This is a genomic window from Mesorhizobium sp. WSM4845 (assembly GCF_055811455.1).
This window is the reverse complement of the sequence record NZ_JBVVQA010000021.1, coordinates 105,177-124,790: the sequence shown is the minus strand read 5'-3', so window position 1 is coordinate 124,790 and position 19,614 is coordinate 105,177. Positions and strand designations below refer to the sequence as shown.

Annotated in this window: 20 protein-coding genes; 9 read left to right on the top strand and 11 right to left on the bottom strand. The window is 62.7% G+C overall.

Features of this window, described 5'->3' with window-relative positions; genetic code table 11:
- From AC0L2C_RS22780 to AC0L2C_RS22755, 6 genes are all read left to right on the top strand, one after another.
- Window positions 1-520: multicopper oxidase domain-containing protein (locus AC0L2C_RS22780; RefSeq protein WP_473524505.1), on the top strand; the 520-nt coding region annotated here is incomplete at its 5' end.
- A gap of 26 nt (window positions 521-546) precedes the next feature.
- The gene (locus AC0L2C_RS22775; protein ID WP_023803572.1) at window positions 547-987 is read left to right on the top strand and encodes a DUF411 domain-containing protein; all 441 of its coding nucleotides are present in this window, start codon (window positions 547-549) and stop codon (window positions 985-987) included.
- Between the two features lie 35 nt (window positions 988-1,022).
- Window positions 1,023-1,157, top strand: a complete 135-nt coding sequence (locus tag AC0L2C_RS22770; protein WP_023803571.1) for a hypothetical protein — start codon at window positions 1,023-1,025, stop codon at window positions 1,155-1,157.
- The gene (locus tag AC0L2C_RS22765) at window positions 1,154-1,603 is read left to right on the top strand and encodes a c-type cytochrome (protein WP_473524504.1); all 450 of its coding nucleotides are present in this window, start codon (window positions 1,154-1,156) and stop codon (window positions 1,601-1,603) included. The genes AC0L2C_RS22770 and AC0L2C_RS22765 overlap by 4 nt, the downstream gene beginning before the upstream one ends.
- Entirely contained in the window at window positions 1,600-2,145 is a 546-nt protein-coding gene (locus AC0L2C_RS22760; RefSeq protein WP_287175326.1) for a TlpA family protein disulfide reductase, read from the top strand. Before AC0L2C_RS22765 ends, AC0L2C_RS22760 begins: the two co-directional genes overlap by 4 nt.
- On the top strand, window positions 2,142-2,786 hold the full coding sequence (locus tag AC0L2C_RS22755; protein WP_128246857.1) for an SCO family protein: 645 nt from the start codon (window positions 2,142-2,144) through the stop codon (window positions 2,784-2,786). Before AC0L2C_RS22760 ends, AC0L2C_RS22755 begins: the two co-directional genes overlap by 4 nt.
- 172 nt (window positions 2,787-2,958) lie before the next feature.
- Here the strand turns inward: AC0L2C_RS22755 and AC0L2C_RS22750 are convergent, their stop codons facing one another.
- The 10 genes from AC0L2C_RS22750 to nanR form a co-directional block, all read right to left on the bottom strand.
- Complete coding sequence (locus AC0L2C_RS22750) at window positions 2,959-3,747, bottom strand: DUF899 domain-containing protein (protein ID WP_287242092.1); 789 nt, start codon at window positions 3,745-3,747, stop codon at window positions 2,959-2,961.
- Window positions 3,748-4,158: 411 nt separating this feature from the next.
- Window positions 4,159-6,138, bottom strand: a complete 1,980-nt coding sequence (locus AC0L2C_RS22745) for a D-apionate lactonase family protein (RefSeq protein WP_287363065.1) — start codon at window positions 6,136-6,138, stop codon at window positions 4,159-4,161.
- Complete coding sequence (locus AC0L2C_RS22740; protein ID WP_091598167.1) at window positions 6,135-7,229, bottom strand: ABC transporter ATP-binding protein; 1,095 nt, start codon at window positions 7,227-7,229, stop codon at window positions 6,135-6,137. Before AC0L2C_RS22740 ends, AC0L2C_RS22745 begins: the two co-directional genes overlap by 4 nt.
- 11 nt (window positions 7,230-7,240) lie before the next feature.
- Complete coding sequence (locus AC0L2C_RS22735; protein ID WP_473524503.1) at window positions 7,241-8,089, bottom strand: carbohydrate ABC transporter permease; 849 nt, start codon at window positions 8,087-8,089, stop codon at window positions 7,241-7,243.
- Window positions 8,089-9,030, bottom strand: coding sequence for a carbohydrate ABC transporter permease (locus AC0L2C_RS22730; protein WP_287242094.1), 942 nt, complete (start codon window positions 9,028-9,030; stop codon window positions 8,089-8,091). Before AC0L2C_RS22730 ends, AC0L2C_RS22735 begins: the two co-directional genes overlap by 1 nt.
- Window positions 9,031-9,142: 112 nt before the next feature.
- Window positions 9,143-10,798: an extracellular solute-binding protein gene (locus AC0L2C_RS22725; RefSeq protein ID WP_287059078.1), complete on the bottom strand. Its 1,656-nt coding sequence runs from the start codon at window positions 10,796-10,798 to the stop codon at window positions 9,143-9,145.
- 114 nt (window positions 10,799-10,912) lie between these two features.
- Window positions 10,913-11,965, bottom strand: a complete 1,053-nt coding sequence (locus AC0L2C_RS22720) for an NAD(P)-dependent oxidoreductase (RefSeq protein ID WP_287242095.1) — start codon at window positions 11,963-11,965, stop codon at window positions 10,913-10,915.
- Window positions 11,966-11,978: 13 nt separating this feature from the next.
- Entirely contained in the window at window positions 11,979-12,755 is a 777-nt protein-coding gene (locus AC0L2C_RS22715; protein WP_287195557.1) for an HpcH/HpaI aldolase family protein, read from the bottom strand.
- A gap of 49 nt (window positions 12,756-12,804) precedes the next feature.
- Window positions 12,805-13,110: a putative quinol monooxygenase gene (locus AC0L2C_RS22710; protein WP_128246864.1), complete on the bottom strand. Its 306-nt coding sequence runs from the start codon at window positions 13,108-13,110 to the stop codon at window positions 12,805-12,807.
- Window positions 13,110-13,817 carry a transcriptional regulator NanR gene (gene nanR / locus AC0L2C_RS22705; protein ID WP_128246900.1) on the bottom strand — a complete coding sequence of 236 codons (708 nt, stop codon included), beginning with the start codon at window positions 13,815-13,817 and terminating at the stop codon, window positions 13,110-13,112. The genes AC0L2C_RS22710 and nanR overlap by 1 nt, the downstream gene beginning before the upstream one ends.
- Before the next feature lie 564 nt (window positions 13,818-14,381).
- Between nanR and AC0L2C_RS22700 the strand changes: the two genes are divergently transcribed.
- From AC0L2C_RS22700 to AC0L2C_RS22690, 3 genes are read left to right on the top strand one after another with little or no spacing between them, the layout of a single operon-like run.
- Window positions 14,382-15,407, top strand: a complete 1,026-nt coding sequence (locus tag AC0L2C_RS22700) for an ABC transporter substrate-binding protein (protein WP_473524502.1) — start codon at window positions 14,382-14,384, stop codon at window positions 15,405-15,407.
- Between the two features lie 2 nt (window positions 15,408-15,409).
- The gene (locus tag AC0L2C_RS22695) at window positions 15,410-17,692 is read left to right on the top strand and encodes an ABC transporter permease (protein WP_473524501.1); all 2,283 of its coding nucleotides are present in this window, start codon (window positions 15,410-15,412) and stop codon (window positions 17,690-17,692) included.
- Window positions 17,692-18,768, top strand: coding sequence for an ABC transporter ATP-binding protein (locus AC0L2C_RS22690; RefSeq protein WP_287242100.1), 1,077 nt, complete (start codon window positions 17,692-17,694; stop codon window positions 18,766-18,768). Before AC0L2C_RS22695 ends, AC0L2C_RS22690 begins: the two co-directional genes overlap by 1 nt.
- On the opposite strand, the gene AC0L2C_RS22685 is transcribed toward AC0L2C_RS22690, so the two are convergent.
- Entirely contained in the window at window positions 18,758-19,528 is a 771-nt protein-coding gene (locus AC0L2C_RS22685; RefSeq protein WP_023803562.1) for an inositol monophosphatase family protein, read from the bottom strand. The genes AC0L2C_RS22690 and AC0L2C_RS22685 overlap by 11 nt on opposite strands.
- Between the last annotated feature and the right edge of the window lie 86 nt (window positions 19,529-19,614).

Below are 19,614 nucleotides of genomic sequence, written 5' to 3'. Positions count from 1 at the left end.
GCCCAACCCGCTGCCGGAGCCGGACCTTGCATCGGCCGTCCGGCACGAGGTCACCTTCAACGGCGGCATGATGGGAGCCATGGTCATGCAGGAGATGGGCGGCAGCATGGGCGACACGCGCAAGCATTCCCCCGGCGCCGTTGGCGGCATGATGGGCAGCATGGGCGGCATGATGAACATGATGCACTCCGGCGGCATCTGGTTCATCAACGGCATCGCGGCGGAAGGGCACGTCATGGACCCGATGCTGACGCTTGCGCGGGACAAGAGCCATGCCATCGCGATGACCAACGCGACGGCCTGGCATCATCCGATCCACCTGCACGGCCATTCCTTCCGGGTGATCTCCCGGAACGGCAAGCCTAGCAAGCACCGCGAGTGGCAGGACACGGTGCTCATGTCTCCGCGCGAGCGGGTGGAGATCGCCCTCGTTGCCGACAATCCGGGCGACTGGATGCTCCATTGCCACATACTCGAACACCAGGCCGCCGGGATGATGGGCGTCTTCCGCGTCGCCTGACCAATCCCTCAAAAGGAGAACCGAAAATGCGTACTATCCTGAATGCCGTCGCCCTCGCTTCCTTCGTCTGGGCTGCCGTCCCGGCGCTCGCGGGCGAGAAGGACGTCACCCTCTACAAGAACCCGCAGTGCGGCTGCTGCGAAGGCTATGCCGAGTACCTGCGGGAGAACGGCTTCACCGTCACCAGCAAGGCCACCCACGACCTCGCCGAGATGAGCCGCGAGGCAGGCATCGCGGACGAATTCCAGGGCTGCCACCTGTCATTCGTGGACGGCTACGTCGTCAGCGGCCACGTCCCCGTCGGCACGGTCAAGAAGCTGCTCACGGAGCGGCCCGACATCAAGGGCGTGACGCTGCCCGGCATGCCAATGGGCTCGCCGGGAATGAGCGGCACCAAGGAAGCGCCGTTCGAGATGCTGGAGATCACCAAGTCTGGCAGCGTGGGCGGCGTATACGCGCGGGAATAGGCCTGCAACGAGACGCGGAAAAGGAGCCGACAACGATGGACGGCGGAATGATGGAAGGCATGGGCGGCATGATGCTGGGCATGGGTGTGGGCTGGCTCCTGCTCGCAGTTGCGCTCGTTCTCGCGGTCGCGACCTTGGTGAAGTACCTGTTCTTCAGCGGCCGCAAATGAGCAGGCAGGCTGTTATCCTCGGCTTCGCAACGCTTTTGGGAGTTGCCGCCCTCGCCTTGATCTGGTCGTTCGGAGCAAGCGAGGCCGCGGCAATTGCGCGGGGACGGCAGCTCTATTCCGCGAACTGCGCCTCCTGCCACGGGGCCAGCCTCGAAGGCCAGCCTGACTGGAAGAGGCAGCTTCCCTCGGGACGCATGCCCGCCCCGCCGCACGATGCGTCCGGGCACACCTGGCACCACCCGGACGGGGTGCTGTTCCGGATCACCAAAGAGGGTCCAGCCGCCGTGGTGGGCAACGGGTACGCTAGCGACATGCCGGGATTCGAGGACATTTTGAGCGACGAGGAGATCCGCGCCGTTCTCGCCTTCATCAAGAGCACATGGCCGGAGCGGGAGCGCGCCTACCAGTCGGAGATGAGCCGCCGCGAGCAGGAGAAGACGCAGTGAAGACGATCCTGTCGGCGCTGATACTTGCCGTCCTTGTGGCCGTGGGCAACGCGCACGCGCAGGAACCGACAGTGATGCCGCTGCACGAGGAGCCGCAGCCCTTGCCCGAGCTCATCCTCGCCGACGAGGCGGGAGAGCCGCAATCTCTCGAAGATTGGCGCGGCAAGATGGTGCTGCTCAACGTCTGGGCGACCTGGTGTGCGCCCTGCCGGGCCGAAATGCCCACGCTCAACCGCCTTCAGGGGCGGCTCGGCGGCGAGGGATTCGATGTCGTCGCCCTTTCGGTGGACCGAGCGGGAGCCGGCGCAGTCCGGAAGTTCTTCGACGAGATCGGGGTCAAACTCCCCGTCTTCATCGACCAGGACGGGACTGCGATCCGCGCGTTGGGACTGTTCGGCCTGCCAGCCACGCTTCTGATCGGCCCGGACGGAAACGAGCTCGCGCGACTCGCCGGACCCGCCGAATGGGACACCCCCGAGATGGTTTCCTTCTTCGAAGGGATCATCGTACGAGAACTCGACCAAACCGGAGAACGGAGATGAACAGAAGAACACTTCTCGCCGCGATGGCCGTCACGTCTGTCCTCGCGCTTCCCGCATTTGCCCATCATCCGGGCGCCGATCTCGACAGGCTTATGGGCAGCGAGGAGAAATATTTCCAGGCGATCGACGCTCCCGCAGCGCCGGGATTCGATCTGGCCGACGACGAAGGCAATCCGGTCCGCCTCTCGGATTTCGCCGACAAGGTCGTTGTACTCAATTTCGTGTTCGCGAGTTGCACCGACGTCTGCCCGCTGCACTCCGACCTGATCGCCCGCGTCCAGGCGATGGTCAACGAAACGCCCATGAAGGACGTGGTGCAGTTCCTGACGGTGACGACAGACCCGAAGTCAGACACGCCCGAGGTCATGAAGGGATACGGCGAAGCGCACGGGCTCGACCCGCGCAACTGGACCTTCCTGACCACCCGCGAAGGGCAGGCGGAGGATGCGACGCGCAAGCTGTCCGAGCAATACAACGTCCGTTTCGATCCGCTCGAAGGCGGCCAGCAGATGCATGGCTTGGTGACGCACGCGATCGACCGCGGCGGGCGCTTCGCGGCCAAGTTCCACGGCCTCAGGTTCGATCCGCTGAACCTGGTCATGTACGTCAATGGGCTGACGAACAGCGTGAATCGGCCGTGATCAATTGACTTGATCCAGCACTACCGCCGGACGCCCTCCGAGGTTGTCCGGTTGGGGGAACAACACGGCAACAGCGCAGGGATCGCTCATGAGCCGCCGCGCCAGCGCCGCTGGGAACAGGATTCCTGCGTTTCGACGCCGCCGCCGTCGATCTCAGCGGGTCAGGTCTGGCTCATTGCTTCGTGCTCGCCTCCCGGAACGCCGCCTCGCCTGCGGCCGACACCTCGGCCCACTTCTTGTCGGCTGCCGGATCCGCGGCGTAGCTGTCGTGCCAGTTCCACCATTTATAGGCCGGCGTCTGCGGATAGCCCTCGGGCGAGTCCTCCCAGGCCTCCTGCCGGCCCAGCGGCGTGATGTCGAGATAGTTCCAGGTGCCGCCCATCTGCTCGTCGCCGCGGTTGTTGATGAAGTAGGTGCGGAACACGCGGTCGCCGTCGCGGATGAACACGTTGTGGCCGTGCCACTCTTCGACGCCGAAATCGGCGTCGAAGCTGTCGGTGAGGGTGAACCATGGTATCTCCCAGCCCATCCGCGCCTTTAGCCGCGCGATATCAGCCTGAGGCGCACGCGAGACGAAGACGAGAGTGGTGTCACGGGCGTTCAGATGGGCGAGGTGGGCGACCTGGTCGGCCACCATGGAGCAGCCGCGGCAGGCATGGTCGGGCCAGCCGAACACTCCCGGCTCGAAGAAGGCGCGGTAGACGATCAGCTGACGGCGACCGTCGAACAGGTCGAGCAGGCTCACCTTCCCGTCAGGCCCCTCGAACGCATAATTCTTCTCCACCACCATCCACGGCATCCGCCGCCGCTCGGCGGCCAGCGCATCACGGGCGCGGGTCTGGGCCTTTTCCTTCACGAGCAGCTGCGCGTGGGCCGCTTCCCACTCCTGCGGCGACACCACCGGTGGTGTGCGCATGGCAGTCTGTCCGCTTTTCCGTTCGCTCTTGGCTGCTGAAGTCATGGCTTCCTCCTGATCTGGGCGAATTCCCGCGTCGCTGAAGCACGGCTCATTCGCTGCTCATCGCTGGTTGTTGGGCCTAAAATAGTTTGGCACCGGAAAACAACCAGTGGGAGTAACAAGTGTGACGCTATTATCCCCTCGGCGCGTTGAACCGCGTGGCGTGGCGCGACGGTGCTCCCGCCGCATGCCCCGGGGCGCTGGCGCCATTCAAAATTTTGAGGGCAGCGTTTCGAAGATTGGGCTCAAACTCAAATCAGACTGGCTGCCGCCAATGGCCGAGAACATTGCTGCTTGAACTGGTCGGCGGGAACTAGCAAAGAGCGCCATAACGGGCATCCGAAACTGAACGCAAGTGCGGACGTTGACTCTGTTCTCCGCTACATCAACCCCACCAATCTACCGTCCACCGGGCTATGTCGAAGACGAACGGTGGAGATCGACTCGCGCCACGGCGTAGGCGTCAAGAGAGATGAATTGGTCATCCAACCGTCTTCCGGGACTTTCCATGAAGTTCGGATCGGCTGCCGCCCGCTCGAACTGGTCGGCAGCAAGAAGAGCAATGCGGGCGCTGTTCGGCGTATCCGAAAGCTGCACTGATTGCTTTTTGGCAGTAAGATTCGAGAGCCACAGCGTCATGCGCCCGTCTTTTTCGGCCGCGATCGCCGCGATGCTGTCAGCTCCGGAAGTTGCCACGGACAGCAGGGTGGCCCCACTGAGTTTTGAGAGGCCTGCCATGACATGGAAAGCGGGATACACCATTCGGCCATCCTGTTCGTCAAACCACGGCTGCACGAAATCGGCCTTCCTGTAGACGTATCCGAACGGGCCGGTGAAGTCGCCGAATGCGACGGCCTCGATTCCCTCGCGCGCGCAGGCCGCGAAATAGCCGACTGTCCAAGCCGCATTGAACAGGCCGCGCTGCCGAGGATCGATGCGGCTCAGACAGACGCGACCGTTCGCATCATTCGGCGCAGTGGACTTGCCGTAGGGGTTCTCGCGGCAGCCTAGCTGACTGGGACCAATACGCAGGGGCAAGCGGTCGCCCATGAAAGCACGGGTAGAGCGGATCAGATGGGGGATAGCCTGAAGCGTCTCCATTACGGAGACATCATCTGCTGCGTGCACGTTTGGACAGGTGGTGAAGGTTGCGTAGTCGAGCGCTCCGGTTGGCGGACGCTTGCGGTTTAGCTCGGTGAAGTATGCGGCCATGCCGCCGCCCAGCGGCACCCCGGGGAAAGCCCGGCGGGCGGCGGCGTAGTTTTGCTCGAAGGTGGGCATCGCCGGCCACGGTGCTCCCGGCTGCACCGACTTCATGTCCTGCGCCGGAAAGACGGAGACAGCTTCTGGATTGAGGCGAAGGCTTTGGACAGCATCCGCGAGAGGCGCCAATTCGCCGAAAGGATCGAGCGTGCCCTTGGTGATGATCTCAAGTACGACGCCAGCGCCGGTCAACTGTGCCAGGGCGGTGTAACCTTCAAGTTCATCCTGGCCGTGCCCGAACCGGAGATCGACTTGGCAGACCACCCACTGCGGAGCCAATGGTCGAATGAGCTCGGCGACTTCAAACGCGTGCTTCGCCTCGTCGGCAGCGACGCCGATGCCAATGCGGGGCACTCGACCGATGGCTCTGCCAATCGTCAGGTTGATGGATGGATCGGGGTTTTTGGAAGACCCGGCAGGGAGCGTTCCCAACAGCTGAAGTCGGACGGCCTGCGTGAATTTCTCGCCTTTCGGCAATCTGTAGGGCCACGGGCGACGCAGGGGACGGACATAGGTTTTGTAGGAGGCGTCGGACCAATTGCGCTGATCCTCCATCTCAAAGGCGTCACCTTCCATGGTGCATGTGGCCCAGATTCCAGGCACGATCTCGTGCGAAAGCGCGCGAATGTCGGTGAACGGACACCTAGGATCGATGTAGTCCGGAAAAAGCGAGAGTTTTTCGCGACCGTCCTCGTGCAGCACCTTTACCGGCTTGCCGGCCAAACCCTCGATCGGATGCAGCACGACGAAGCCGGTTCTGTTGGTCAATACGTCAGTTTCGGGCTCTGCCTCCACCACAAACGACAGCGCACCGTCGCTCCCGCCTGCGATCCGCGCCTGATAGACCAGCCGACCGCACGCACCGGCGCATGTTCCACGATAGGCGACGCTGAACGCATCCGGCTTTTCATCGATCTGAAGGTCATCGAGAACGGGCGTCTCGGTTCCCCAGTTCTCGTCCCGTACGAGAAATGAAATCCCGCGCAGAACCTCGACCCCGCCGATCCGCACATAGCGTATCGCCCCATTGTCAAACTCGACCGACAAGGGTCCCGCGCGCAGTGTCCGCAACTGCGGATCGACCTGTTCGGTCCCACACAAGCGGATTGCTCGAGGTGCTGCCGTGGTCAAATCGCTCTCTCGGTCTTGGCGTCGAAAATCGAGGCCCGGTTCATGTTGATGTCGATCGGCAGTCTCTCGCCGGGACGACTGACGTCGTGCGCCTGCAGTTCCGCCATCACCGGCGCGCCGGCCAGGCGGAAGGTCGCATAGCTGCGCGAGCCGGTCGGCTGCAGCAGGTCGATCGTTGCGTCGTAGCGAAACGTGCCCTGCGCAGGTGTCGCAGCATGCGCGCGCGTCAGATGTTCTGGCCGCAGTCCAAGCAGCACCGCCTGTCCGTCAATGGCGCCATTCAGGCTCCGGCCGGGGGCGACCGGAAGCAGCGCCTCGGAGAGCCGGATGGCGGCAGCGCTGCCGTCCAACTTCAGCGTGCCCGGCAGGAAGCTCATCCGCGGCGAACCGAGAAAGCCAGCGACGAAGGTCGAGGCGGGGCGCTCGAACAGCTCGAGCGGCGCGCCCTGCTGCTCGATCATTCCGTCGCGCATCAGCACGATGCGGTCAGCCAGAGTCATCGCTTCGATCTGGTCATGGGTGACGTAGATCATCGTTGTCGCAATGTCCTGGTGAAGGCGCTTGATCTCGCCGCGCATCTCGTCGCGAAGCTGCGCGTCGAGGTTGGACAGCGGCTCGTCGAACAGGAAAATGCGCGGGCTGCGGACAATGGCGCGGCCGATGGCGACCCGCTGGCGCTGCCCGCCGGACAATTGGCGCGGAAAGCGCCCGAGCAGCGGGGTGATGCCAAGCATGCGCGCCGCCTCGGCGACGCGCGTCTCCACCTCCGATTTCGGCATTTTTCGCGCCTTTAGGCCGAAGCCAATGTTTTTCGCCACGTTCATGTGGGGATAAAGCGCATAGTCCTGGAACACCATCGCCACGTCACGGTCGCGCGGTCGGAAATCGTTGACCACTTCGCCGCCGATCTCGATCGTGCCTTCCGAACTCTCCTCCAGCCCTGCAATGGTCCTCAGCAGCGTACTCTTGCCACAGCCGGACGGGCCGACCAGCACGGTGAACTCGCCGTCGCGAATGTCCAGGTCTATGCCGCGCACGGCATGGAAGGCGCCGTAGCGCTTGTGCAAGCCGGTGATCCTGACTTCGGCCATGCCGACCCTTTCTATCCGCGAACAGCGCCGAGCGTGAGCCCGCGCACGAGATGTCGTTGGGCAAGTACTCCCAGCGCGATCGACGGTACGAGGGAGACGATGGCCAGGGCTGCCGCCTCGCCATATTGCGCGCCCTGGAAACCGATGAAGGCGCGAAACACCGTTGGCAGCGTGAAAGCAGTGCGGCTGGTCAGAATCAGCGCGAAGAAGAACTCCGTCCAGCAGGCGATGAAGGCGAAGACCGCCGCCGCGACGATGCCTGGCGCGGCGAGCGGCACTGCGACGCGCCAGAACGCCTCCCACCGCGTGCAGCCGTCGACAAGGGCCGCCTCCTCCATCGATTTCGGCATGCCGCGGAAATAAGCGAACATCATCCATACCGACACCGGCAGCGTGAACACCGTATAGGCGATGATCAGGCCAATATGCGTGTCGTAGAGGCCAACGCCGCGGTAGATCAGGAACACCGGCAGCACGATGCCGATGGGCGGCAGGAAGCGCTGTGACAGCACCCAGAACGACAGATGCTGGCCGCCGGTGTTGTAGCGCGCCAGGCTGTAGGCCATCAGCGTGCCGAACAGGGCCGAGAGCACCGTTGCCGACAGCGAGATGATCAGGCTGTTGATTAGCCCCTCGAGGCCGCGATAGGCGAACAGCGCAGCTTCATAGTGGACAAGGGTGGGTGCGGTTGGGAACCAGACGGGCGGCACGGTGAGATAGTCGTCGCTCGGCTTGATCGAGGTGTTGAACATCCAGTAGAGCGGCCACAACACGAAGACCAGGAAGAAGCCGAGCAGCAGGATGCGGCCGACCGGTATCGACCGGCGTTTCGGGCGACGGACAGGCGCGACGGCCGCCATCAGACCGGCTCCGTCTTCAAAAGCCGTCGCACCAGCAGCATTACCACGAGCGCGGTGAAGATCAGGAACAACCAGCTTCCGGCGGTCGCCTGCGACAGATGGAATTGGGTGAAGCCGACCGTGTAGAGATAGTAGGAAGCGGTGTAGGTCCGCGTGCCTGGCCCGCCGCCGGTCATGATGAAAATAGTATCGAACATGCGGATTGCATCGAGCAGCCGAAAGGTCAGCGCCAGCAGCATCATTGGCGCAAGATGCGGCAGGGTTATCGCCCAGAACGCTTGCCAGGCATTGACCCCGTCGAGTTCCGCCGCCTCGTAAAGGTTCGGGGGAATGGCGGTAAGCCCGGCGAGCAGGATGACGAACATGAACGGTGTCCACTGCCAGACATCGGCGATGATCAGCGAAACATAGAGCCATGGCGATTCGGTCATCCAGCCGATCGTCACCTCCTGCCCCAGAAGTTGCGTCAAGATGTAGTTGGTCGGCCCGAAAGGCCGCTGCAGCAGCAGCGTCCAGGCCTGGCCGACGATGACCGGGCTGATGAACAGCGGCACGATCAGGATCGACATGATCACGCCGCGGCCCGGAAAGCTGCGAACCATGGTCAGCGCCACGAGAAGTCCGAGAACGAATTCGATAGCGACGCTAATCCCCGACAGCCACGCTGTCAGCAAAAGCGACCAGCGCGCGACGGGATCGAACACGACGCGCTCGAAATTCTTCAATCCGACAAAGGCGTGGCCCGGCACCTGGAAATCATAGTTGATGAAAGACACGACCAGCGAGAACAGCAGCGGATAGACCGAGAGCGCCAGGATCAGCAGTACTGCTGGCGCCACCAGCAGCCATTTGAAGTGGCGGTCCGCCCAATTTGCGAAGCCCGACAGCCGTGGCGGGGCGCCGGCGGCCTTCAAGCGACTGATGGTTGCGGTATGCTGCATCGATTACATCCCAAAACCTGCCTGGCGGTTGCGACGAGGTGTTGCGGACCAAGCGCCCGCAACACCGATTTTGGTCAAGAATGCCGGCCGGCGTCCCTGAGGCAGGCCGAACTCAGAGGGTGACCGCCATGCCGAGCTTCTCCACCGTGTTGTCGGCAGTAGCGCCCGGCAGTTTCAGGAACTCGGTGTAGAATGCCTTCTGCGAATCCACGCCGAGCCGGTCGGTCGTCTCATTCCACTCGGCCGCCGCTGTTTCTAGCGACGCCTTCGGATCCGCACCGGCCCACACAGCTGTGCACATGCGGTCGATGCTCAGGAAATAGTCCTGCGCGCCTGGCATGATCGGGTCGAGGAGGCCGACATTGGCCGAGTTGTTAAGATTGCTCAGATACTCCTTGGCGCTCGGGAACAGCGCGCCGTAAAGCTCGGATTTGAAGTGGGAGATGCGGTAGGGATCGCGCAGGGCGTAGGGCAGCATGCAGCGCGCAAGCGAGACGGGTGGCGAGCAGGCCCATTGCATGAAAAGGTAGGCCGCTTCGGGGTTCGCCGAATCCGCCGACAGCGCCTTGTTGTAGCCGGTCGCATGTTCAGGATTGCCGGGCACGACCGCGTAGCCGACCTTGCCGGCGATCTGCGATTGCGGGATGAAGTTGATTGCGGTGGCCGACTGCGAATAGTTCGCGGCCATGCGGCCAGACGGCGGCCAGGAGTAGATCATCGCTACCTTGCCGGTCAGGAACGCCGCCCACAGCGAGACGGCGTCGAGTTCATTGTTGCCGGGAATCGACGCCGCATTGGCTGCAATCATGTTCTGCAGCGTCTTCACGCCGGCATCCGAAACCAAGCCGGCCTTCATGTCGTCGCCGAACAGTTTTCCACCGTTGGCGCGGTACTGCTGCAGAAAGTCGAACTGGTTGCCGGGACTGCCCGCCTTGCGGAAATGGCCAGCGCCATAAACGTTCGGCGCCATCTGGTCGGTGATGAACTGGGCGATCTGGGCATATTCCTCCCAGGTCTTCGGCGGCGCCAGCTTGGCGTTGAACTTGGCCTGGTAGGCCTCCACCATCTTCGGATCCTCGAAGATGTCCTTGCGGTAGTAGAGAGCGAACATGTCGCCGTCGTCGAAGAAGCCCCAGATCTTGCCCTTGTAGGTCGGCAGCGCCTTGTAGAGCGGATGATAGTCCTCGAGGTCGGCCGGGTTCATGTATTTGGCGATGTAATCGTCGAGAGGTGCGATGACGCCGCCATCGGCCAGCGACGGCGTCCAGGCTGGCGAGATGTCGAGGACGTCATAGGCGCCTGAGCCGGCAATGTGCTCGGCAACGGCCTTGGAGTACTGGTCCGGGTTCGACAGTTCGACCACGTTCGACTTCATGCCCGTAAGCTGCTCCCACATCGGTCCACTGAAATTGCGCGGGTCGAGAGCCTGCAGGCCTGCCTCGTAGGTCATGTTCAGCGTGACGCCCGAATGCGCCTTGGCCGCCTCGACGGCGCGGAAGGCGGAACCATCCGCCGGGCCTTCCATCGATGCCTTCATGGCCGCCGCCTGCGCCTGGCCGAGCGGTGAAGCGGCGTCTGCCAGTTCGAGCTTCTGCTGCGCCAGCGCCCAATCCGTCATCATGGCGAGGATCGGTCCGGACGCCGCCAGCATGCCGGTCATCTGGCCGAAGCGGGTTATGAAAGTTCGGCGGGTGGTTTCGCCGCGCATAAAGGCGTCGACCTCTGCTTCGAGGCCTGCCTGAAAGTCACGTTTTTCATGATCGTTCATAGTACTTGGTCCTCCCATTTTCGTTTGCCTTCACTCGTCCGCGGGCGCAGCGGTCGAGCATTCCTCTCGTGAAGCCGCCGCGAAGCCGCGGCGGCGCGCCGAATGCTCGTACTCCTATGTCCCGAAGCGGGCGGCGAAACCGGCCAGCCGATTCTTCCATGCCTCGCTTGAAAGCACCTCGCGATTGACCACGCCGCGCGGCTCGCGGCCGTGCTGCACCTCGATGACCGCTTTGACGTCCGCAGCACCGTTTCCGGCAAAACACTGGTCGGTCCAGCAGAGCGCGTGCGGCGTCAGGATAACGTTGTCGAGCTTGAGGATCGGGTCGTCGGCATCCGGCGGCTCCTGCTCCAGCACATCGAGCCCCGCGCCGGCGATGCGGCGCTCCTGCAGCACTTTCGTCAGCGCCACCTGGTCGACGATCGGACCGCGCGCGGTGTTGATCAGGTAAGCCGTCCGCTTCATCAGCGCGAGCCGCTCGGCATTGACGATGTGGTGGGTCTGAGGCGTTAGCGGGCAGTTCACCGACAGCACATCGGCGCGGCGGAACAGATCCTCCAGCTCGACCAGTTCGATGCCCAGTTCGGCAGCGACTTTGCTGTCGGCGAATGGGTCATGGGCGATGAAATTCATATCGAAGGGCTTGGCCAAGCGAAAGACCTCGGCGCCTATATTGCCGATACCGAGCGCCCCCAACGTACGCCCGACGAGACCAACGCCCATATGATCCGAACGCTGATTGAACCCGGCAGGCCCCTTGCGGGTCAGCGCGTCCTTGGTGAGCAGTTTGCCGGTCAGTGCCAACATGAAGGTGATGACGGATACGGCGACCGGCCGCCGCACCCCGTCGGGCGTGATGACAAGGGCGATGCCGGCGGCGGTGCAGGCCTCGACGTCGACGGTATCGTAGCCGACTCCGAAACGGGCAACGACGGCCAGTCGGCCGCTCTTCGGGACACTGGTCGCATCGAAGCGATGGGTGAGCAGGATCAGTGCATCGAAGTTCTCAAGCTGATCGCCGCGCAGCGGATTGTTCGATTCCAGGAATGCCATCTCGATGCCGGGCGCATTGCGCAGCGGCTCCAGGTCGAAGTCGGGATAGGTCGGCGCGCCGTCCGGCTTGCGAAAATCACCGGAGAGCGCCACCCTGAACATTGCGTTGGCCATCGTCTCCTCCGCCTCACTCGCACCCGGCCCGGATCTTTGAGACCGCGTCGGCCATCGCATCGTGCAGGACCCAGACGTCACCCGAATAACAGATGAAATCGAAGCCTTGCGCGTAGAAATCGTGACCCTGCTGGACGCTGGGTACCAGGCGTCCAAGCGATTTGTTGTGCGTCTTGGCGGCGGCAACGATCTTGTCCATCGCCGCGGTGAAGGTGGGATGGGCGAAGTCGCCGGGAACGCCGAGTGAGACCGACAGATCGAAATGTCCGACCCACAGACAGTCGACCCCGTCCAGTCCCGCGATGCCGTCGATGTTCTTGACGCCGTCGGCGGTCTCGATCAGGCAGATGAACACCGAGCGCTGGTTGGCCGTTTCGAATTTATCTGTGACCGAGCCCGGACGGTAGCGGTCATGCGCGATCTGTAGCGCTACGCCGCGAGCGCCAGCAGGATGATACTTCATCGAGTTGATGATGTGCTGCGCCTGTTCGACCGTACTCACCATCGGCGCGATCAGCCCTTCAGCCCCCATGTCCATGGCGCGGGCGAGGAAATGATAGTCCTGCGACGGCACACGCACCATGACCGGCAGGTCGGCTGCCTCGAAATAGCGGATCGCGCTCTTCACCGTTTCCAGGCTGAAGCCCGAATGCTCCATATCGAAGAAGACGAAATCGCAGCCGGCGGATTTCAGAATGTGCCCGATTCCCGGCGTCGCGAATTCGGCGACGAGCGTGCCGAGCTTGACCCGTCGGTGCGCAGCCAACCCCTTGAGACTAGACTCTAACATGCGCTTCCCTCCCCTTCGCCCCGAAGGGCGCAATCCAATTATGCTTTGTTCAAGGCGTTGCCTCGAGAACGAGGTCGCAGATCGTCACCAATTTGGTGTCAACGAGCGGCGCGCTTTGCGTGTTGAATTCATCGAAATGCGCCGTCCGGCAGTGTTCGTCGAAAGCGGCCTCGCTGTCATAAATCTCGTAGAGCACGAGCCGGTCCGGTTCGCCGCGCGCCTCCGTCACGTCAAAGCGGCGGCAGCCGACCTCGTTGCGTACCGACGCGGTCGCATTGGCGTCAACGAGCTTTCGGAAGCTGTCTCGGGCGCCCGGCTTGAGGCGGAAATCGACCCAGACGACGAAGCTGGTCATCACATGGGCCTCGCGATTTCCAGATAGCGCCTCGACACATATTCCAGATGCCTGCGCATCGCCGCTTCGGACCCGTCCGGATCGCGCGCGGCGATCGCCTCGAAAATCTTTCGGTGGGCCTCGTAGGCCTTGCGGTCTTCACCTTCGGCCAAAGTCGTCCGCCGCTGTTCGAGCAGCCATTCGGCCAACGCCGCATGGACAGCTGTGAAGATCCGATTGCGGGTGATCACCGCCAGCACGTAATGGAAGTCCACGTCAGTGCGTTCGAAGCGCGTGAGGTCGCCAATCGACTGCCGGTTCATTTCTAGCGCCGCCTTGAGGCTTTCAATGTCCTCTGGCGTGGCATTCACAGCGGCGTTGCGGGCAAGCCCGACCTCGAAAAACAAACGTGCGCTCTGGAAGTCCTGAACCCCGCCCGGGGCCGAAATCATGTGTCGCGCCGGGCCAGAGAGGGCGTCGAGTACGAATTGGGGTGTGGGGCGGGTGACGCGGGCACGCTCACCGGACCTCACCTCGACAAGGCCCATCTTGCTCAGATGCAGCAGCGCCTCACGGATTGAGGGGCGCCCGACCCCGAATTGCCGCATGAGTTCCCGTTCCGACGGCAGCCGCTCGGCTTCGGCCAGTTCTCCCTTGCGGATCATCCGCTCGAGGTGTTCTGCAACCTCGTCCGAAAGCTTCCGCTGCTTGATCTGAACACCAATCACTTGGCATACCTTTGATACCAACACGCTATTGCCATGTTGCCCCCGTGTCAAACACAACTCAAATCGACAGACGCCCGTCTTCAAGCGCAAAACAAGCGAGCGAGGCTTTGGCTCTTTTTCTACAAGCAACTTGCTCACTAGCTGAGCGACCAGCCAACGCTGTCAGTTCGCGTCAGGATCATTTCGGATCGAACGAGATTGATCGGCAGCGGACGTCGACAATTCCGGTCGGTGGCATCGCAAACCTTGCGGACTAGCCGAAACACCCCTCCACTTCGTCATCCCGGGCGGCGCAAGGAGCGAGGCGACGCGGCGCAGCCCTGGGATCCATCAGGCCGTTATCTCAGCCGAAGAATGCAGCAGACCAGAACCGAACGCTACCACCCCGTGAAAAAGCTCGAACCACTCTGGATTGGACGGTCCGTTGCGGGAGAATATATGGACAGCCCTGTTCCAGCCGCCGCCGACTCGATTTGCAAATCGGCGCAAAAGCTCCCAATCTGGTCGCCGCCGCAGCAATGCTTGATACTTGTTAGACGGCGAAACAATGGGAGAAATTCGCATATGAAAAACACCTGTGTCCGTCTGGCGGCAACGGCAGTAATGCTCGTCTCCGCCGCCAGCTCGGCTTACGCCGACAGCCTCACCCTCTATTGCGCCGCCGACGAGGCCTGGTGCCAGCAAATCAAGACCAGCTTCGAGGAAAAGACCGGCATCACCGTCGACATGACCCGCAAGAGCTCAGGCGAGACATATGCCCAGGTGCGTGCCGAGGCCGGAAACCCAAAGGGCGACGTTTGGTGGGGCGGCACCGGCGATCCTCATCTTCAGGCCGCCGAGGAAGGACTGACCGAGGAGTATATGTCCCCGATGCGCGGCGAACTGCACGATTGGGCGATCAAGCAGGCGGAAGCCGCCAACAACAAGACGATCGGCGTTTACTCCGGTGCGCTCGGCTTCGGCTACAACAAGGATCTGTTGGCCAAGGGCAACCTGCCGGAGCCGAAATGCTGGGCTGATCTGACCAAGCCGGAATACAAGGGCCACATTCAGATGGCCAACCCGAACTCATCGGGCACCGCCTATACAATGCTCGCGACGATGGTTCAGCTGATGGGCGAGGACAAGGGTTTTGAGTACCTGAAGGCGCTCCACGCCAACATCAACCAGTACACCAAGTCCGGCTCCGCTCCGATTAAGGCCGCGGGTCTCGGCGAAACGACCATCGGCATCGTTTTCATGCATGATGCGGTGGCGCAGACGGCAGCCGGCTTCCCGATCGTCACGGTGGCGCCTTGCGAAGGCACCGGCTATGAGATCGGCTCGATGTCGCTGATCAAGGGCGCCCGCAACCCGGAAGCGGCGAAGCAGTTCTACGACTGGGCGCTGGCCGCCGAGATGCAGTCGAAGGCCAAGGACGTGAAGTCGTTCCAGTTGCCGTCGAACAAGAACGCCACCGCGTCCGAATTGTCGCCCGACCTGTCGACCATCAAGCTCATCGACTACGATTTCAAGAAGTATGGATCGAGCGCCGAGCGCAAGCGCCTGCTGCAGAAGTGGGATACGGAGGTCTCGACCCTGCCGCAGTGATCATGCGCGTCCGCACTGCCACGAGCGCGCTTCACCCGACCGTCGTCCTGTGGACGGCGGTCGGCTTGCTCGGCTATGCGCTGCTGCCTTGGTACGGGTTGGAAAGCAACCTCTTCACCTTGTCCTGGCTGTTGGACGGCTATCCGCTTGACGATGACGTCGCGCCGGCGCTTTTCCTTGTGCTGCAAGGCGACAAACTCTGGCTCGCCCCCCTCGGGCCGCTGCTTGTCGCGCCGCTCCTGCTATGGGGGCGCCGGAAGTCCGATCCTTTCTTTGGCTATTTGCTGATCGCCGTCGGCGCGACCGGCGTCGCCTACTTCCTGCTTCAAGGATTCGGCATTGGTCTGCGCGGCTTCCAGTGGCAATGGCTGACCTTGCTCTTTGGCGAGCTTGACGACCGCCAGTTTGGCATGGGCTGGGGAGCACTGCTGGTAAGCGGCGCGTTCCTGTTCCTGTTCACCCTGGGGCTTGCGGCGCGCGGCGCGGTGGCCGGCGACGAATTCGTCGTCGGCTCGATCGGCTTCGTCGTCTCCATGGTCGCCATCTTTATCTTCATGCCGATCGGTCAAATGCTGGGGAGCGCGCTGCTCACACAGGAGGGCGACTATTCGCTTCCCGTCTTTCTCGCGAAACTCTCCAGCGACCGGCTCTGGAGCCTCGGCTGCCTCACCGGCGGCCCGCGCTGCGGCGTCGCCTGGAATTCGCTCCTTCTCGCCGTGCTCGTCGGCGTAACGACCACCGCGCTCGGCCTTGTCTTTGCCCTGGTGGTGACCCGTACCGGCTTTCGTTACGGCGCGCTATTGCGCGCGCTGACCGTGCTGCCGATCATCACACCACCCTTCGTCATCGGCCTCGCCATCATCCTTCTGTTCGGCCTCTCGGGCGCCATCAATCTGGGTTTCGCCGAGCTGATCGGCGTCCAACCGACGCGATGGGTCTACGGCCTGCCTGGCCTGCTGATCGCCCAGGTGCTCGCTTTCACGCCGATCGCTTTTCTGGTGATGATCGGTGTGGTCGAGGGTGTCAGCCCATCCATGGAGGAGGCCGCGCAGACCCTGCGCGCCAATCGCTGGCAGACATTCATCACCGTCTCCCTGCCGTTGATGCGACCGGGTCTGGCCAATGCCTTTCTGCTCGGCTTTATCGAGAGCATGGCTGATTTCGCCAATCCGCTGGTGCTCGGCGGCAATTTCGATGTGCTGTCCACCGAGATCTTCTTCGCCATCGTCGGCGCGCAATACAACCAGGCGCAGGCGGCGATCCTCGCCCTCGTGCTCCTGTTCTTCACGCTCGGGGCATTCTACGCCCAGCGATTCTGGCTTGGGAAGAAGTCTTACACGACCGTCTCCGGCAAAGGCGACGCCGGCGTTCACTCGCATCTGCCGGCAAAATTGCGCAACGTCGTCTTCGCGGTCGCCGCCGTCTGGACGCTGTTTACCTTGCTGATTTACGTGACGATCTTCTACGGCAGCTTCGTCAAGCTGTGGGGGGTGGATTTCTCTCTGACTTTTGAACACTACGTGACGGCGTTCTCCATCGGCTGGAACGAGTTCGGCATCCACTGGCGCGGGTCGGCCTGGAGTTCTTTCTGGACGACCATGGAAATAGCGATGATCTCCGCGCCGCTGACCGCGGCCATCGGACTCTTGACCGCCTATTTGCTGGTCCGCCAGAATTTTGCCGGCAAGGACACCTTCGAATTCGCGACGATGCTGTCCTTCGCCATTCCCGGCACCGTGATCGGCGTCTCCTACGTGATTGCGTTCAATGTGCCGCCGATCGAGCTCACCGGCACGGGCATTATCCTGGTGCTCTCCTTCATCTTCCGCAACATGCCGGTTGGGGTCCGCGCCGGTGTCGCGTCGATGTCGCAGATCGACCGCAGCCTCGACGAGTCGTCCCTCACTCTGGGAGCCAACTCCTGGCAGACCTTCCGCAAAGTGGTGCTGCCGCTGCTGCGGCCGGCCATCCTTGCCGCGCTGGTCTATTCCTTCGTTCGCGCCATGACCGCCATCAGCGCCATCATCTTCTTGGTCAGCGCCCAGTATGACATGTCGACCAGCTATATCGTCGGCCGCGTCGAGAATAACGAATATGGCGTCGCCATCGCTTATTCCGCCGTCCTTATCGGCGTCATGCTGGCGGTGATCGGTCTGATGCAGCTTGCCGTTGGCAGCCGCATGATCGGCCGGCGCGGTCTCGACGGCGATCTGGCGCAGTCGCGCACCAATGTCAGCCAGGCGGTCGTGGCGCGTCCACGGCCGGCGATCTCGGGAGGCGGATGATGGCCGAAATTCGCGGCAATGCCGCCTCAGTCGAATTCAGGAATGTCACCAAGATCTACGGCAAGAGCAAGGCGCCCGCCGTCAACGACATCTCGCTGTTCATCGAGGCCGGGAAGCTGGTCACCCTGCTTGGACCGTCGGGCTGCGGCAAGACGACCACCTTGCGCATGATAGCCGGACTGGAAATGGTAACGAGCGGCCAGATCCTGATCGGGGGCGCCGACGTCACCCGGCTGCCGGCTACCGATCGTGATGTCTCCATGGTGTTTCAATCCTACGCGCTTTTCCCGCACATGACCGTGACCCAGAACGTCGAATACGGCCTGGGCTTTTCCGGATTCGGCAGGAAGGAGACGGCCGAGAGGGCCAGAGCCGGGCTTGAACTGGTCGGCCTCTCCAATTTCGGCGACCGCCTGCCGAGCCAGCTTTCGGGCGGACAGCAACAGCGTGTCGCGGTGGCGCGGGCGCTGGTCCTGGAGCCGCAGGTGCTGCTCTTCGACGAGCCTTTGTCGAACCTAGATGCGAAGCTCCGCCGGCGCGTGCGCGAGGAAATCCGCGAGATTCAGCAGAAACTCGGCCTGACGGTCGTCTATGTCACCCACGACCAGGAGGAAGCGCTCGCCGTCTCCGATCGCATCATTGTCATGAACAATGCGGTGATTGCCCAAGACGGCACGCCACGCGACCTCTACGAGCAGCCCGCGAATGCTTTCGTGGCCGACTTCATCGGCGAAGCCAACATGTTCCAATGCGAGGTCGTGTCGGTCGAGGGCGACAGCGCCACGGTGCATCTGGGACCTGCCGTGCTGAAGCTGCCGGCTCGCGGCCGCAAACTGGGGCCGGCCATGCTGGCGGCGCGACCGAGCCGCCTCGAGATTGGCGAGCCGAATGCGCCTGGCGCCTTGCCCGGGACGCTTGAAAAAGTGACCTATGTCGGCAGCCACCTCGAGTTCGTAATTGCCACGCAATTCGGCGAAGTCTTCGTGGTCTCGCCGGATGTCGATACCGTGTTTCGAGCGGGGCAGCCGGTGAGCATCGGCTTCCCCGAACGCGGACCCGTGCTGATCACAGACTGAACGCCTCTTTGCAGAGCGCGTGGACCTTGTCGAACACGCCCTTGCCGCCCGCGATGACCAGTGTTCCTTCCTCGAGAACCGTTTTCGGGTCGGGCGTGACGACCGACCCGCCGGCCTCTTCGACCAGAAGCATGCCGGCGAGGCAGTCCCAAGCATTCATATGCTCCTCGACATAGGCGAGCAGCCTGCCCGAGGCGACGTAGGCAAGCATAAGCGCACCGGATGCATTGCGGAAAAACACGCCGCCCTCCTGAAGCAGGAGATCGATCAGCTTGGCGACGGTGCGCGCTTCACGACGATTGGAGAAGCCGGTTCCGACCGAGCCTTGCGTCAGGCTCGTCGTCGGGCTTGTCTTGATGGGCCGGCCGTTGAGGAAAGCGCCACCGCCGCGGCGTCCATAAAATGTCTCGCCGGTAGAGGGTTCATGGATAACGCCCACGACCGCCACACCCTCCTTGACGCAGGCGATGACGACGGTCCAGGCCGGGATGCCGCGCAGAAAGTTGGCAGTGCCGTCGATTGGATCTATCACCCATGTGTAACCCGATCCGCCGGCGAGTGCGGCGTGTTCCTCTCCGATAACACCGTCTTCAGGATATTGCGCCGCAAGCTCCCGGCGGATGAACGTCTCGACATTCCGGTCGGCCTCGGAGACCAGGTCCTGATGACCCTTGCTCTCGATTGTGAGTGTCTCCAGTTGTCGGAAATATTGCAGGCCGAGTTCGCCGCCGCGCCGCGCCAGCGCAGTCGCAAACAGCATCCGATCGTTATCGTCACCATTCACGCAGTCAATTCCGTCATTGTTTCTGCTTCCATTCGTTCCCCGGCTCTTTGTACTCAAGGCCC

Excerpts from the sequence above, each read along its gene's own strand:
- AC0L2C_RS22775 (WP_023803572.1), top strand. The coding sequence starts at position 547 with ATGCGTACTATCCTGAATGCCGTCGCCCTCGCTTCCTTCGTCTGGGCT.
- AC0L2C_RS22770 (WP_023803571.1), top strand. The coding sequence starts at position 1,023 with ATGGACGGCGGAATGATGGAAGGCATGGGCGGCATGATGCTGGGCATG.
- AC0L2C_RS22765 (WP_473524504.1), top strand. The coding sequence starts at position 1,154 with ATGAGCAGGCAGGCTGTTATCCTCGGCTTCGCAACGCTTTTGGGAGTT.
- AC0L2C_RS22755 (WP_128246857.1), top strand. The coding sequence starts at position 2,142 with ATGAACAGAAGAACACTTCTCGCCGCGATGGCCGTCACGTCTGTCCTC.
- AC0L2C_RS22750 (WP_287242092.1), bottom strand. The coding sequence starts at position 3,747 with ATGACTTCAGCAGCCAAGAGCGAACGGAAAAGCGGACAGACTGCCATG.
- AC0L2C_RS22740 (WP_091598167.1), bottom strand. The coding sequence starts at position 7,229 with ATGGCCGAAGTCAGGATCACCGGCTTGCACAAGCGCTACGGCGCCTTC.
- AC0L2C_RS22735 (WP_473524503.1), bottom strand. The coding sequence starts at position 8,089 with ATGGCGGCCGTCGCGCCTGTCCGTCGCCCGAAACGCCGGTCGATACCG.
- AC0L2C_RS22730 (WP_287242094.1), bottom strand. The coding sequence starts at position 9,030 with ATGCAGCATACCGCAACCATCAGTCGCTTGAAGGCCGCCGGCGCCCCG.
- AC0L2C_RS22725 (WP_287059078.1), bottom strand. The coding sequence starts at position 10,798 with ATGAACGATCATGAAAAACGTGACTTTCAGGCAGGCCTCGAAGCAGAG.
- AC0L2C_RS22720 (WP_287242095.1), bottom strand. The coding sequence starts at position 11,965 with ATGGCCAACGCAATGTTCAGGGTGGCGCTCTCCGGTGATTTTCGCAAG.
- AC0L2C_RS22715 (WP_287195557.1), bottom strand. The coding sequence starts at position 12,755 with ATGTTAGAGTCTAGTCTCAAGGGGTTGGCTGCGCACCGACGGGTCAAG.
- AC0L2C_RS22710 (WP_128246864.1), bottom strand. The coding sequence starts at position 13,110 with ATGACCAGCTTCGTCGTCTGGGTCGATTTCCGCCTCAAGCCGGGCGCC.
- AC0L2C_RS22700 (WP_473524502.1), top strand. The coding sequence starts at position 14,382 with ATGAAAAACACCTGTGTCCGTCTGGCGGCAACGGCAGTAATGCTCGTC.
- AC0L2C_RS22695 (WP_473524501.1), top strand. The coding sequence starts at position 15,410 with ATGCGCGTCCGCACTGCCACGAGCGCGCTTCACCCGACCGTCGTCCTG.
- AC0L2C_RS22690 (WP_287242100.1), top strand. The coding sequence starts at position 17,692 with ATGGCCGAAATTCGCGGCAATGCCGCCTCAGTCGAATTCAGGAATGTC.
- AC0L2C_RS22685 (WP_023803562.1), bottom strand. The coding sequence starts at position 19,528 with ATGCTGTTTGCGACTGCGCTGGCGCGGCGCGGCGGCGAACTCGGCCTG.